The organism is Flavobacterium psychrotrophum (genome assembly GCF_003403075.1).
GTDB lineage: Bacteria > Bacteroidota > Bacteroidia > Flavobacteriales > Flavobacteriaceae > Flavobacterium > Flavobacterium psychrotrophum.
Genome location: NZ_CP031557.1, coordinates 4,257,714 through 4,272,258 on the forward strand (window position 1 = coordinate 4,257,714; position 14,545 = coordinate 4,272,258).

Consider the following 14,545-nt stretch of genomic DNA (forward strand, 5'->3'; position numbering starts at 1 on the left):
TAGTACCTTTGCACAGTAAACAACATAACACACAAACTACATACACAATGAATATTTTACTACTTGGTTCTGGCGGCAGGGAGCATGCCCTGGCATGGAAAATGCTGCAAAGCCCACTATGCAATACCCTTTTTGTAGCTCCCGGTAATGCCGGTACTGCTGCAATAGCCACTAATCTTAATATTAGCCCTACAGATTTTGATGCTGTAAAGCAGGCTGTACTTAGCAATGGCGTTAATATGGTGGTTGTAGGGCCAGAAGATCCATTAGTAAAAGGTATATACGACTTTTTTAAGAACGATGCTGAGCTGGCTAACGTTCCGGTTATAGGGCCATCGCAATATGGTGCCCAGCTGGAAGGCAGTAAGGAGTTTGCTAAAAAGTTCCTTATAAAAAATAACATCCCTACGGCTGCATACGACAGCTTTACAAAAGATACGGTAGAAGAAGGCTGCAAATTTCTTGAAACCCTTAAGGCACCTTATGTGCTTAAAGCCGATGGCCTTGCTGCCGGTAAAGGTGTACTGATATTGCAGGACCTTGCCGAGGCACAACAAGAGCTGCGCAACATGCTTGTAGACGCTAAATTTGGCGATGCAAGTTCTAAAGTGGTTATAGAAGAGTTTTTAGATGGTATAGAGCTAAGCGTTTTTGTACTTACAGATGGCAAAAGCTATAAGCTGCTGCCTACCGCTAAAGACTACAAACGCATAGGCGAAGGCGATACCGGCCTTAATACCGGTGGTATGGGTGCTGTAAGCCCGGTACCGTTTGCCGATGCCGAGTTTATGGAGAAGATAGAAACCCGCATTGTAAAACCTACCATAGAAGGCCTTAAAAACGATAATATCGATTATAAAGGCTTTGTATTTATAGGGCTTATAAAAGTGGGCAACGACCCGTTTGTAATAGAATATAACGTGCGCATGGGCGACCCAGAGACTGAGGTGGTAATACCAAGGCTTAAGAGCGACCTTGTAGAGATATTTGTTGCCATGGCTAACCAAACACTACACGATGTGGCTTTTGAAATAGACCCACGCAGTGCTACAACCGTTATGCTGGTAAGCGGCGGATATCCTGAAGATTATGAAAAAGGTGCGGTAATTACCGGGCTTGAAAATGTAGAGGGCAGTATTGCCTTTCATGCGGGTACTACGCTAAAAGATGGCAAAGTGGTAACTGCCGGCGGACGTGTTATTGCCGTAACATCTTATGACGACGACTTTAAAGAGGCCATAAAAAAATCTTACCAAAATATAGATAAACTAAATTTTGATAAGATGTATTTTAGAAAGGATATAGGCTTCGACTTATGATAAGAACGAATGCGCTGTAGTATCCTGGTTGTCTTCGCCGGTTTCTTTAAATATTTTTAGCTGTTTCATCCAGTACACAAATGCAGCGATGCAAATGATGATGAATACCCAGGTAATAATGTTTGCAGCCCACCAGTTCTTAAGCTCAAGCTTACGGAAAAAATCAAGTGGTATAAAAAGAATATCAGTAAAAAGATATCCTAAGCCCTCAAAAAATGTTTTCATTTTTAGTAAGTATTATATTAACTGTCACAAAAGTATAAAATAATCGAATGCTTGCAAGTATTTTTAGTAAAACCAGGCCTATAAATTATGTTTTAATAGGTATCGCGCTTGTTTTATTCTACGGGCTGTCTCTTACGCGCAATATGGCCTGGTCTGCAGACGGTATAAGTATAGCCACTAAAGGCGTGCTGTTGCTGCTGCTTGCAGCATCGTTACTGCTGGTGGGCTTTATAAGCCTGCGTAATAACCTTACTAAGGCAAGCAGTTATGCGGTGGTATTGTTCCTACTGTTTTTGGTACTGTTTCCTACTACGCTGGGCAATACTAAAATTATTGTGGCAAACTTTTTTTTGCTGCTCGCACTACGCAGGCTTATCTCGCTGCAATCACTCATTACGCCAAAAGAAAAGATATTTGATGCCTCTTTTTGGATACTGGCTGCCACGGTGTTCCACTTCTGGAGCATTCTCTACCTGGTGCTGGTTTTTATCTCCATCGTCTTTCACGTATCGCGCGATTACCGCAACTGGATCATTCCGTTCATAGCCCTTACGGCTGTGGCGGTTATCTATATTATGGTAGGCTTAATGCTGGGGCACGATCTTTTTGACAGCGTTATAGCGGGCATGGAGCCGGGTTTTGACTTTACCTATTTCGAGAATGTTTACCAGAATATTGCCCTGGCACTCTTTGCACCTATAGCAGTATTATTTGTAATTCCGTATTCAGGCTCTATAAGCACTAAGCCTTTAAACCTACAGGCCAGCCATAAAAAGGTGCTGTTTTCTTTTCTTGCGGGTGTAGCCATTTATGTGCTGAGTAACCACAAAAACAACAGTTTTTTGATGTTTACCTTTGCACCCCTTGCCATTATGGGGGCTAACTTTATTGAGAGCCAGGAAAACCAGTGGGTGCGTGAAGCCATTGTGTGCAGCATCGCCGCCATTGCTATTTTTATTTTTTTGGTGCAGTTATAATATCGCCTAAAACTACTGTTTAAAAAGCACATAAGCTGATGGTTGCAGGAAGACTCCTTTTTTAGAGATTAACGGCTTATCTATACCCCACCAGTTAAAAACAAGGGCAAATTCCTTATACGTTGTTGTTATTTTAAAACTGAGTTTTTTGGCATCTTCACTCCAATTAAAATCATGCAGCTCTGTAAAAACATTATTCCCTGTTGCCCTGTGGTTATTTAATTCTCTAATTTCTAAACCTATAGGGAGTGTTGTATTCATGGGCTCAGAGAATTCCAACTGAACATCATTTATGGTTAGAGTAATGTAATTGTCAGAATCAGTAGTTAAGAGCACTGGCTGCGATATGGTTTTCTCAACTTTTTTAGTCCATTTCAGCAAAGGCTTATAGATGTTTTCAAACGGTTTGTTTTTGTTTTTTTTGTACAGTTCCTTTACTTTATCCGAGAAAAGGTTGTGCGCAAAAAAGCCACGGCTGGCATTTTGGTAAGCCCAGTACGTAGAACGTTTTTTGGCATCTTCAGGAAAATATTCTTCTAAAAACAAATCATAAAGTGCCCAGGTCATGTATTCGTTAAACGAATCAATGCCTTTGTAACCTGAATCTTTATCCCAAAATGTGTATTTAAAACCAGTATTTACGAGTTTTGTGTATTTAGAGGTAATGGGGTTAATATACTCATGGTCTTTTTCGGTAAAAATACCGTGGTTTGAGTCCAGCCTGTTTTCGATGCTTCCCATATCTTTTATGCCGTTAATAAAACCGGTGGAGGCAGAAGGAAAATCGGCCACGACGTATAAGCTCAAATTCCGGTGGCAGTTCATCCTTAATACAAGTGGCGACAAGATTATTTTATATGTTATACCCGTATCGCCAGTGTGATGCGCAATATTTTTCTCTAAAAAACGCAGGCTTTCATTTACGTAATTATAGGCTTCATAATCAGTAACAATGCGACGGTAGAGCTCTTTGTGACTATTGTAAAACTGCCTGTATCCAGATTTTGAAATAAAGTCATTGATCAAATCTAGATTTTTGTCAAAAGGGTTGTGGCCCTCATTAGCATAAAATTCGAAATCGCGTTTCAGTTTTCCGTTCCCGTCAAATGAAAAAGCAGCTGCATCAGTTCTAAAGCTCAGGTAGTCTTTCCATTTTTCTCTTGAATAGTTTACGCTATCAAGTAGTGGGTGGTTCTTTACGGGTTCAAAGTAACTAAGCACTTCCTTATAGTATGTTGTATTTTTCTGTACTTCCCACTCATCGGTAATGCCGTAATTAGTCAGTGCCAGAATAATGTTAGACAGTTCGTAGGTTTCGGGAATTTCTATTTGGGCATCCTGACCCTTAGCCTTTAAGGAAAGAAAGATTAAAATAACTACAAGAACATTTTTCATTAAGTGGCTGGTTTTATTAAAGACAAAATATTTAGAAATAAAATAACGAAACATTTTCATGAAAAGTTGCACACCAAATTAGAAATTTGAGCAAAAAGTGATTTTATACTGTAGCTTTAACCACATTTTGTACATCCACAGTCCTTGCGTAAACTAATAGCAATTTAAAGTAAATCGCGAATCACAAATCCGCGCCATCCGACTGTTAGCTATTAGGAGCTATATACATGTGGTTTATCATACTGATAGAAGCCTCTCATACATTGATTTTTCTCGCAAAGGTAACTGGCCTGAAAGAGATCCTTTGACTCCGCTGCGCCTGTCATTTCTGGCAGGCAGGCTCCGCTCAGGATAATAAGCACACCTTGATCGCTCGAATCTGTGATCCGTGCGTAAAATAACAGCGCCGGAAAGTAAGTCACGGATCACAGATCCCAGGCTATAAACGGATTTTGTTCCGGAATATGCTAGCTACAATAAACTGTATAATTGCGATAATAATTATTGCAAACATTGACATCATACCAAGGCCAATTATACCAAATACAGGTAAGCCGCATTCTCCACTAAATGACCATGCTGCAAGAAAGAATGCCAAAATAGTTAACACAATCTGTAGACAAAGACTTGTAATTAACACATCTAAAAGAGATTTTTTTGTAATACGATATATTATCCTGATACCATAAACTACTTGATACCCAAATGGCAGTACAACTATAAAATAAGACAAAAGAAAGAGGAATTCCATGTATAAATATTGTCTAAACTTAGAATTAATGTAAAATAACTTTTTGATTTGCTACTTCTACATTAAAATTAACCTTAGCATTCAGTGCCTTGAATACTTTTATGATCGTATCAAATCTTGCATCGGTAACGCTATTCTCAATTTTAGATATTTGTGCTTTTTTTACACCAACAAGCGTCCCAAGTTGCTCTTGTGTCAAATTTTGCTCTTTTCGAATTTTCCTGATGGTTTGTCCTACCAAATCAAGTTTTAACTCGTTTTCAAAGGCTTCGCGTTTAGACGTACCCTTTTCTCCAACAAATTTATCTGTTACTGCATCAAGATCATATGTTTTCATATTGTCTTATTTTTCATTAAAATATTGTACCCTTAGAGAGTCAGCTTTTTCTATCTCTCCTTTAGGAGTTTCCCCCGTCTTCTTTATTAATCCATGAGTTTAAATTACCACGGTGTCAAACTTATCACTCTTATCCCAAAAAGCGAAAAGCCTAAAGTACTGTTTCTTATAAATTGTTCTGAATTCCCATATTTCACCATCAAGCTTTTTAAATAATTCATTATCATTTACACTTCTTGATTTCCATATATTATATAGTATTTTCTCCCTTGACTTTTCGTCGAGGCTCTCTAAAAAATGTATAGCCGGTTCTAAGAAAGAGACTTTAAATTTATAATCCATTAAAAAATTAGTTGGTGTCAGTAAAGATACAAGTTTCTTTATTAGGAAACATAAAATGAAGAACGAAAAATAGTAAATAAAAAAAGGCCACCTTTTCAGGTAGCCTCTTTTCACTATGTTTGTTTGTAATCTTAATTGTTAAGTGCCTCTGCACCACCCACAATTTCAAGGATTTCGCCGGTAATGGCAGCCTGGCGGGCCTTATTGTAAGTAAGTTTAAGCTGGTTACGCATTTCGGTAGCGTTATCTGTTGCTTTGTGCATGGCCGTCATACGGGCACCGTGCTCAGAAGCAAATGAGTCGCGCACTGCCTTGTACAACTGCGTTTTAAGCGACAGTGGGATAAGGCTTAATACGATCTCTTCTTTAGAAGGCTCAAAAATGTAATCGGCAGCAGCAGGAGCGTCTTTAGCTGTAGTAGCCTCAGCAGGCGCCAGCGGAAGAAACTGCTCTGTAAGCACCTCTTGTGTAGCAGCATTCTTAAAGTGGTTATATACCAACTCTATCCTGTCATACTGGCCATCCTCAAACCTTGTCATAAGGTCTTTAGCTATCTGGGCAGTATGCTCAAAGGTAAGGCTGTCAAACAGGCTGCTCTCGTTAGCAATAATGGTGCACGATTTGCTAAGCGCATCGTTACCTTTTTTACCAATGGCTAGTACATCTACCTGTTTTCCTGCATAAACAACATCTTTAAGATTGTTGATCTGCTTAATAACGTTGGCATTAAAAGCGCCGCACAAACCCCTGTTAGAGGTTATGGCCACAATAAGAACTTTGTTTACCGCACGCTGTTCAGCATAAGCACCACCGGTATTACCCTCCAGCGTAGCGCTAAGGTTTTGCAATAGTTCGGTAAGCTTCTGGCTGTACGGCCTCATGGCAGTAATAGCGTCCTGGGCTTTTTTAAGCTTGGCCGCAGATACCATTTTCATCGCACTTGTAATTTGCATGGTCGATGAAACGGAAGCAATTCTGTTACGTATTTCCTTTAAGTTTGCCATTTATAATTTGAAAATTAGACAATTTGAAAATTTGAAAATGCATAGCACATCTTCAAATTTTCAAATCATCAAATTAATATAATTAGTATTTAGAAGCGATCTCAGCAGCTGCTTTTTCAAGCACGTCTGTAATCTCGTCAGTAAATTTACCTGCCTTAAGTGCGTTTAGCGTGTCTTTGTGCGTAGCGTTAAGGTAAGCAATATAGTCTTTTTCAAACTCTTTTACTTTGTTTACAGGTACCTTTTTAAGCAGGTTCTTAGAACCGGCATAAATAATAGCTACCTGGTCTTCAACAGTATAAGGGTCGTTTACCGATTGCTTAAGGATCTCTACGTTACGGCGGCCTTTTTCGATAACACCAAGGGTTACCGCATCAAGGTCTGAACCAAATTTAGCAAATGCCTCAAGTTCGCGGAACTGTGCCTGGTCTAGCTTAAGCGTACCAGATACTTTTTTCATCGACTTGATCTGTGCGTTACCACCTACACGAGATACAGAGATACCTACGTTGATAGCCGGGCGTACACCAGAGTTAAATAAATCTGACTCAAGGAATATCTGTCCGTCAGTGATCGAGATCACGTTAGTAGGGATATATGCAGAAACGTCTCCCGCCTGAGTTTCGATGATAGGAAGCGCTGTAAGCGATCCGCCACCTTTAACAATTGGCTTAAGCGATTCAGGAAGGTCGTTCATGTTCTTCGCGATATCATCATCAGCAATAACCTTTGCAGCACGCTCCAGTAACCTTGAGTGAAGGTAGAAAACGTCTCCAGGGTATGCCTCACGTCCTGGTGGACGACGAAGTAGCAGGGAAACCTCACGGTAAGCTACCGCTTGTTTAGAAAGGTCATCATAAATGATAAGTGCCGGACGGCCCGTATCGCGGAAGTACTCGCCTATTGCAGCACCTGCAAACGGAGCATAAACCTGCATTGGCGCAGGGTCAGACGCGTTAGCGGCAACAATAACGGTATACGCCATAGCACCTTTTTCTTCAAGGGTTTTAGCAATACCTGCTACCGTAGAAGCCTTTTGGCCTATGGCAACATATATACAGAATACAGGCTTGCCTGCATCATAAAATTCTTTTTGGTTAAGTATCGTATCGATACATACGGTTGTTTTACCTGTCTGGCGGTCGCCAATAACAAGCTCACGCTGGCCACGGCCTACCGGTATCATGGCGTCTACAGCCTTAATACCTGTTTGCATTGGCTCAGTTACCGGCTGGCGGTAAATAACACCCGGAGCTTTACGCTCTAATGGCATTTCATAAAGGGTACCGCCAATAGGGCCTTTACCATCTATAGGGTTACCAAGGGTATCTACCACACGGCCCACTACTTCTTCACCTACGCGAAGTGAAGCAATACGCTGGGTACGTTTTACAGTAGAGCCTTCTGCTATGCCTGTTGAAGGTCCAAGCAATACTACACCTACATTGTCTTCTTCAAGGTTAAGTACAATAGCTTCTAACCCGTTTTCAAACTGAACAAGCTCGCCATACTGCGCGTTGCCAAGTCCGTAAACACGGGCAATACCATCACCTACACTAAGAACAGTACCTACTTCTTCTAATGTAGCACCCGATTCAAAACCGGACAATTGTTTCTTTAATATTGCTGAAATTTCAGCAGCTTTAATTTCTGCCATGAGTATAATTACGTTTAATTACCTGTTTTATAATTGACCGTGCACGGTTAGTTGCTCAGTTCTCGTTTTAATGTTGTAAGCCTGTTAGCCACAGAAGCGTTAAACTGCCTGTCGCCAATGCGTATAATAAATCCGCCTATGATAGCCGGGTCTACTACGTTTTTAATTGTTACCTGCTTATTGCTAAACTCTTTTATTTTAGCAAGCACCTTAGCCTCAAGGTCTGCATCTATTGCAAATGCAGTAGTTACAGTAGCCACCTCTATACCGTTAGCAACATCATACTGCTCTTTATACTGTGCTGCTATTGCAGGCAGTATATTAAACCTTTTGTTGTCTAACAACAGGTGAAATAAACCCTGGGTAACATTTTGGCTTGCGCCAAAAATTTCTTTAAGGGCACTTTCTTTAACCTCACCTTTAATGGTAGGGCTGCTAATAAAGTCCTGAAGCTCTTTGTTATCTTTTACAGTAGCGGCAATAAGCGCCATATCGTCAGCCACTTGTGCTGCGTTTCCGGTACCTTGTGCCATTTCCAGTATTGCCTTAGCATATCTAACTGCTGCTCTGCTCATACGGGTCTAATTAGTTTAGTTTTACTTCTTCAAGCATTTTTTCTACAAGGTTGCTTTGCGCTTCTTTGTTAGAAAGTTCTGCCTTAAGCAACTTCTCAGCAATTTCTACCGATAGGGCAGAAACCTGCGTTTTAAGCTCTGCAATAGCTGCGTTTTTCTCGCCTGCTATAGTAGCTTTTGCCTGCTCTATAATTTTAGTGCTTTGTGCTTCGGCATCTGCTTTAGCTTCAGCAATCATCCTGTCTTTAATTTCGCGTGCTTCTTTCATAATAGCATCCCTTTCAGCACGTGCTTCCTTAAGGATAGCTTCGTTTTGAGACTTCAGGTTTTGCATTTCGGCACGTGCCTTTTCTGCAGAAGCTATAGCATCGGCAATACCTTCTTCCCTTGCAGCAAGAGATGCAAGGATAGGCTTCCATGCAAATTTAGCAAGAAGTATGATAAGGATTACCAGGATGATGGCCTGCCAGAAGAACAAACCAAACGAAAAATCATTAATTAACTTATCCATTATTTATAATATAGAGGTTGTAATTGCTTTAATTGTAAAACAACACCTGCAACCAACCGTTGCAGGTATCGCTTTGTTTTTTTGTCTTAGTTTTTACCAAGGATAAGTGCACCGAAAGCAAGACCTTCAAGTAGTGCACCGATGATGATCATCGCAGTCTGGATTTTACCAGCAGCCTCTGGCTGACGAGCAATAGCATCCATTGCAGAACCACCAATTTTACCTAGACCTACACCAGCTCCGATTACGATAAGACCGGCACCAACTAAATTTGGAATTTCCATAATATATAAATTAAATTAAGTTTCTAAATTTTAAAATCAAACACAAATTATACTACAGGTATCTCAGGATCTTCTTTATAATGATCGTCATGAGCGTGGTCATGGTGATGATCGTGTTCCTGAACCGCCATACCAATAAATAATGATGACAACATGGTAAAGATAAATGCCTGAAGGAATGCCACAAGAAGCTCGATAAGCGAGATAAATAGTGTAAGCAGCATTGAAGCTCCTATACTACCACCCACGGTAAGCTGTTGTTTCATTACATATATTACTGCTATAAGTCCCATTACTACAGTGTGGCCCGCAGTGATGTTTGCAAATAAACGTATTAAAAGTGAGAATGGTTTTGTAAAAAGACCCAACACCTCTATAGGCGCAAGTATTATCCTCATGATGTAAGGCACGCCCGGCATCCAGAATATGTGGCCCCAGTACTCTTTGTTAGCACTAAACTGTGTAATAACAAAAGTAAATAATGCAAGACATACTGTTACAGCAATGTTACCGGTAACGTTTATACCCAGTGGCGTAAGGCCAAGAAGGTTAAGCGTCCAGATAAGAAAGAATACTGTAAGCAGGTAAGGCATGAATTTTTTATACTTGGTCTCACCGATGTTTGGCCTTGCTATCTCATCTCTTACATATATTACAAGCGGCTCAAGCACACGGTTAAAACCTGTAGGCAACGTGTTTGGCCCTCCTTTTTTGAAACCTCTTGCAAGGCTTGTAAAAAGGATAAGTAATAATGCAGATGTAAATAATAACGCCACTACGTTTTTAGTGATCGAAAAGTCAAGCGGCATTTCGTTAGACGGGTGGTGGTGCTCATCAAAGTTAAGCGTACCAGCCGCATCTGTCTTATATATTTTTCCGTGAAAAAGTTTGTAGTAGTTGCCATCAGCTTCAGCTACGCTTTCACCGTGGTTAAATTTAGCAGCCGAAAATACTTTAAGGCCGTTGTCAACAAGAATTACAGGAAGCGCAAAACCATAGTGCTCATCGTTCTCCTCATCAGAAAAGAATACAAACTCATGAGCATCCTGTAAGTGATGGCTTATGTGGTCGTTAATCTTGTCCTGAGGGCTTGCCTCATGTGCGGTTTCATGTTGCTCACCGTGCTTTTCAAGCTTGGCTGTGTTGTACGCTTCTTCTCCACCATGAACGGTGTCCTGAGGCGCGTTAGCAAAAGAAATAAGGGGTACAATAGCAAAAAGGGCTGCTACAGTGGTCTTTAATTTTTGTGTGGAAAACACCATCTTATTAACTATCTTAATTTTACAGTCCTGAAATTTTGCGCAAAGGTACGTTATTAATTAATATAGCAAAGGTGTAAATGAAGTTTTTTTGAGAATAATCAACCAGTAAATTAAATTACTGCTTTTTGTTTAAGAGCTGCACTGTAAAATAGGCTTCTATAGATAGAAACAGCATAAATATTAACAAAAAGTTAACCCGCTCTGTTGTGGTATCAATCGTTTTCGAAATAATGGGCTGTGCAACAAAATAACTGCCAATGGCTTTTAAGGTAATTAAACCCAAAAAAACAAAGCCTGTTTGCGAAGCGCTGATCTCAGAAATTTTATACAATGCAAACAGTATAATTACAGAAAACACAAAGTATAAAAGGTATAGCGTTTGCACAGGATAAACAAAACCAGCATATTGGGCGTTTAATGATGGTATTTGAAACAGCAACAGGTTGGTAATTAGAAATACACCCGCTATGCCGGCAGTTTTTACTACTGCCTTAAAAAAGTCTTTGTTCATTTAATTGTTTAGTTTATTTACCTGACGGATAACATTATACAACGCAATGCCTACACCTGCCATGGTAAGTATGATAAACCAGATGTTGTTTTCGTTAGGGTATTTGCCATCGAGCCATTTACCCAGCCAGGAAAAAGCCACGATAATTATACCCATCTGGAACGGAATGTTTATGAGGGCAAGCCATTTGTTTGGCCTTTTATCATCCGGCTTGTTGTCGTTCATTTACGGGTGCTATGGGTTTTACATTACTCCTCATGGTACAGCTGGCTGTAAATACAGCGCCGGGTTCTACAGCAAGTTTGCCGGTAATAACCTCGCCCTCTATTTTAGCCTTGCCTTTTATGCTCAGCAGCTCTTCTACCTCTATGCGGCCGCTGTATTTGCCTTCTATATCGGCAGTTTTGCATTTTACATCTCCGGTAACGCTGCCTGCGGGGCCTATAACAATTCTGCCCCCCGAGGTAAAGTTGCCTATAAGGTGTCCGTCGAGCCTAAAGTCGGCTTGCGAAATAATGTCGCCTTTTATGGTAGTACCCTCTACAATACGGTTGGTCTTACCTAAAAGGTCGGTATATGATTTTGGTGATTTTTCGAACATTGCCATACTTACTGAATTGCTAAATACTGAACGTAATTCTTTTTAACCTGCACCACCTTGTAATCTTCGGTACTGATGATAACAGGAGTTTCGGTAACCTTGTATGCCTTATAATCTTTAAGGATGCTCACGCCGTCTACCGCCGCCAGTTTATTCATAAAGCCGTGTATAACCACCAGGTTTTCGTTTACGGTATAGATGTCTGTACTTACAGTAATGCTGTTGTTATTGCCGTCTTTAATAAACAGTTTTATTTTCTCAAGCAAAACCTTGGCTTTTGGGTCGTCTGCATTAAGCTTAAACATTATTTTATATGAGGTAGGCTTGGCGCCATAAGCCAACTTATCTAACGCAGGCACATTCTTTTTAAGTATGGCATCGGCCTCTTTACCTTCGCTCGCGTTAGGGTAGGTAAGTGCTACATAATTTAGCGCCGTTTTATATTCTTCAAGCCCTTCGAGCCTGCCGGTAACCTGAGCTTTAAGCAACTCAAATTTAGGGAGTATTTCTTCGCCGTTATAGGTATCTATCAAATCGCCTATTTCTGCATTTACCTCGCGCAGTTCGCCATTGTTATACCTGCTGTACAGGGCGGCATACACCGCGTCCGGGCTGCCTTTTGTTGCAGCATCAGACCCCGGGTTCTTAATAATTTGGGCATAGCGGCTGTCTGGGTACTGGTTAAGTACCTGCTGTTTATACTTTTCTGCATTAGCGGTGTCGCCCAGTATTTGGTATAATTTGTACAGGTTGTATTTAGACGGAAGCACCAGGCGCTCTTCGGGCTGGTTTTGCAATAGCTTCTCCAGCCTGTCTACCGCGCGGCGGTATTCTTTAAACTTTTCCTTATATATAACGCCCAGCTGGTAGTAAGCCGTATTACGGTCTTTAGCAAGGCTGTCGAGTACTTTTTGGTCAGATGGCAATTGTCCTATATAAAACGTAGGGTTGTATTTAGGTTCCAGCTTAGCATCGGCTGTAGCGTCTTTTCCGCCAAGCGAGTCTTTTGCAGTTTCATCATTCTCATCAATGGCCGCAGCACCTCCTCTTATTTCAGAGAAAACCCTCCAGTTATCAGCCTGTGGCCTTTTGCCCCATTGTGCCTGAAATGTCATTTTGCCATAGGATACAGATGCCGGTGTGTAAAAGTAAAACACCCCGCCCGTTGTGGATCCGCCGCCGTTTGTCATTCCCGCACCTTTAGCATCTCTGCGGGGAGCAGCACCGTTTAGCATTTTGCTGCCTGATGGGGCGCCTGCAATATCTGCGGCACTTCCTAAGCTTGTTACACCGTTCATAGTGGGCGCATTTGGCGACGTAAGGCCTGCTGCTGCACCCCCTGCCGGCCTGGCAGCTGCATTAGCAGCAATGTTAGCCTGCCTGCGCGCTTCATCTTCCGCTTTTTTGCGTTGTATTTCTTCGGTAACCTTTAGCCTTTTAATGTAGTCTTCATAGTAAGCCACCCTTGCATCTGCAGAAAGCGACACTACGTGCAAAATACTGTCGTTAGCTGTAGCTATGGCTTCATATTTAATAACATCGGCCAGGTTGTCCCTTTTTTTCTTGATGGTTTTGTATTCGCGGGTACGGAAGTCCATATTAACCAGTGTACTGTCATAATACCTACCGGCCATAACATATTTTGCTTCCCTAAAATTTATCTCAGCAATGTTGCGGTAGTTAGAGGCCGCCAGGTAGCCATCTGTAGCTTTTTTGCGTAACGACCTGTTGTAATAAGTAACTGCCTTGTCGTTTACATTTTGCCTGTCATAAAATATACCCACCTGGTGGTTTATGATGTCCAGGAAGGGGCGGTTTTCGCGATCATCCAGCAGGTCGCGGTATTTTTCCATAAAAGCCAGTGTGTCTCCTGTTTTATAGTCAAACTGCCCTGCCTGCATGGCGTGTGCCTGTATGGTATATATGCGTGGCGATTTGCGCTTCATTTCTATTACCTTTTGGTAAGCGGCAAAAGCGCTGTCTGGTTTTTTTGCCTTAGTATACAGTTGTCCTTTAATAAAATAGTAGCGGGCTTTTTTCTCGTTATCACGGCTGTGGTTTGCGGCATTATTAAGGGTAATTATGGCGCTGTCGCGTTTTTCTTCCTTAATATAAGCCTGGGCAAGCATGGCATTAGCATCGCTGTAAATCTGCTCGTCCATCTTACCTGTTTTCTCTTTAAGCAGTTTGGTAAGGTTTTTAATGGCTACACCATCATTATCCAGGCGAATGTTTGTTTTTTCGCGCCATACCTTTACCTCGTCTATCCTGCTGCTGGCAGGATACTTAAGCAGTACATAGTTAAATGCCTCCAGTGCCGGTACAAAACGGTTGTCATAATAACGGGATTGCCCCAGTAAAAGGTGGGCTTCGTCCATTTGTGGGTTGCGTTCGCTGCCGCCTATGTACATAGAGTGTTTTTGAATGGCTTTTGTAGCTTTAGCTTCGGCACGTTCAAAGTTGGCATTACGCTTATCTGTAGGTTCCATTTCTTCTACCGGACGCTGCATGCGCTCTACCGAGAGTATATCCCAATAGTTATCTGTATAACTGGTTTTAAGATCGGTAACGCCCGCAGTAAGCGCGTTGTTGCCGTTATATAACACGTTATACTCGGTAGTAACCGCATGAAAGTTACGGTTTACAAAAGAGTCCTTCTTGGTAGAACAGGCTATGGTAATAGCTGCCGTACCAAAAAGTAAAATATATTTATACTTGCTGGTTTTCAATGCAAAAGCTTTTTATCCTTAACTTTTAAATTCCCTTTTTAGTATAGGGAGGGGTAAAAATACGC

The 14,545-nt window shown here is 41.2% G+C and carries 16 protein-coding genes; 2 read left to right on the forward strand and 14 right to left on the reverse strand.

What is annotated here, in order from left to right:
* Positions 1-47: 47 nt before the first annotated feature.
* Positions 48-1,319 carry a phosphoribosylamine--glycine ligase gene (purD, locus tag DYH63_RS18470; protein WP_116790203.1) on the forward strand — a complete coding sequence of 424 codons (1,272 nt, stop codon included), beginning with the start codon at positions 48-50 and terminating at the stop codon, positions 1,317-1,319.
* On the opposite strand, the gene DYH63_RS18475 is transcribed toward purD, so the two are convergent.
* Complete coding sequence (locus DYH63_RS18475; protein WP_116790204.1) at positions 1,314-1,544, reverse strand: DUF6341 family protein; 231 nt, start codon at positions 1,542-1,544, stop codon at positions 1,314-1,316. The genes purD and DYH63_RS18475 overlap by 6 nt on opposite strands.
* Before the next feature lie 47 nt (positions 1,545-1,591).
* Here DYH63_RS18475 and DYH63_RS18480 point away from each other — a divergent pair, with 47 nt between their 5' ends.
* Complete coding sequence (locus DYH63_RS18480; RefSeq protein ID WP_116790205.1) at positions 1,592-2,521, forward strand: DUF6427 family protein; 930 nt, start codon at positions 1,592-1,594, stop codon at positions 2,519-2,521.
* 12 nt (positions 2,522-2,533) lie between these two features.
* On the opposite strand, the gene DYH63_RS18485 is transcribed toward DYH63_RS18480, so the two are convergent.
* The 13 genes from DYH63_RS18485 to porW form a co-directional block, all read right to left on the reverse strand.
* Positions 2,534-3,916 carry a DUF4932 domain-containing protein gene (locus DYH63_RS18485; protein ID WP_162927090.1) on the reverse strand — a complete coding sequence of 461 codons (1,383 nt, stop codon included), beginning with the start codon at positions 3,914-3,916 and terminating at the stop codon, positions 2,534-2,536.
* A gap of 776 nt (positions 3,917-4,692) precedes the next feature.
* On the reverse strand, positions 4,693-5,004 hold the full coding sequence (locus DYH63_RS18495) for a helix-turn-helix domain-containing protein (RefSeq protein ID WP_116790208.1): 312 nt from the start codon (positions 5,002-5,004) through the stop codon (positions 4,693-4,695).
* Positions 5,005-5,103: 99 nt separating this feature from the next.
* Positions 5,104-5,346 (reverse strand): type II toxin-antitoxin system RelE/ParE family toxin, encoded by a 243-nt coding sequence (locus DYH63_RS18500; RefSeq protein WP_369692804.1) that lies wholly within the window; start codon positions 5,344-5,346, stop codon positions 5,104-5,106.
* Positions 5,347-5,477: 131 nt separating this feature from the next.
* On the reverse strand, positions 5,478-6,350 hold the full coding sequence (atpG, locus tag DYH63_RS18505) for an ATP synthase F1 subunit gamma (RefSeq protein WP_116790209.1): 873 nt from the start codon (positions 6,348-6,350) through the stop codon (positions 5,478-5,480).
* Positions 6,351-6,432: 82 nt separating this feature from the next.
* On the reverse strand, positions 6,433-8,007 hold the full coding sequence (gene atpA, locus DYH63_RS18510; protein WP_116790210.1) for a F0F1 ATP synthase subunit alpha: 1,575 nt from the start codon (positions 8,005-8,007) through the stop codon (positions 6,433-6,435).
* A gap of 47 nt (positions 8,008-8,054) precedes the next feature.
* The gene (gene atpH / locus DYH63_RS18515; protein ID WP_116790211.1) at positions 8,055-8,582 is read right to left on the reverse strand and encodes an ATP synthase F1 subunit delta; all 528 of its coding nucleotides are present in this window, start codon (positions 8,580-8,582) and stop codon (positions 8,055-8,057) included.
* A gap of 10 nt (positions 8,583-8,592) precedes the next feature.
* Positions 8,593-9,093, reverse strand: a complete 501-nt coding sequence (locus DYH63_RS18520) for a F0F1 ATP synthase subunit B (RefSeq protein WP_116790212.1) — start codon at positions 9,091-9,093, stop codon at positions 8,593-8,595.
* Positions 9,094-9,179: 86 nt separating this feature from the next.
* Positions 9,180-9,377, reverse strand: coding sequence for an ATP synthase F0 subunit C (locus tag DYH63_RS18525; RefSeq protein ID WP_020214867.1), 198 nt, complete (start codon positions 9,375-9,377; stop codon positions 9,180-9,182).
* Between the two features lie 47 nt (positions 9,378-9,424).
* Positions 9,425-10,639 (reverse strand): F0F1 ATP synthase subunit A, encoded by a 1,215-nt coding sequence (gene atpB / locus DYH63_RS18530; RefSeq protein ID WP_116790213.1) that lies wholly within the window; start codon positions 10,637-10,639, stop codon positions 9,425-9,427.
* Between the two features lie 115 nt (positions 10,640-10,754).
* Complete coding sequence (locus DYH63_RS18535) at positions 10,755-11,150, reverse strand: DUF6168 family protein (RefSeq protein WP_116790214.1); 396 nt, start codon at positions 11,148-11,150, stop codon at positions 10,755-10,757.
* Complete coding sequence (locus DYH63_RS18540) at positions 11,151-11,375, reverse strand: AtpZ/AtpI family protein (RefSeq protein ID WP_116790215.1); 225 nt, start codon at positions 11,373-11,375, stop codon at positions 11,151-11,153. It abuts the gene before it with no gap.
* On the reverse strand, positions 11,353-11,751 hold the full coding sequence (locus tag DYH63_RS18545; protein WP_116790889.1) for a bactofilin family protein: 399 nt from the start codon (positions 11,749-11,751) through the stop codon (positions 11,353-11,355). The genes DYH63_RS18540 and DYH63_RS18545 overlap by 23 nt, the downstream gene beginning before the upstream one ends.
* Before the next feature lie 8 nt (positions 11,752-11,759).
* Positions 11,760-14,480: a type IX secretion system periplasmic lipoprotein PorW/SprE gene (gene porW / locus DYH63_RS18550; protein ID WP_116790216.1), complete on the reverse strand. Its 2,721-nt coding sequence runs from the start codon at positions 14,478-14,480 to the stop codon at positions 11,760-11,762.
* Between the last annotated feature and the right edge of the window lie 65 nt (positions 14,481-14,545).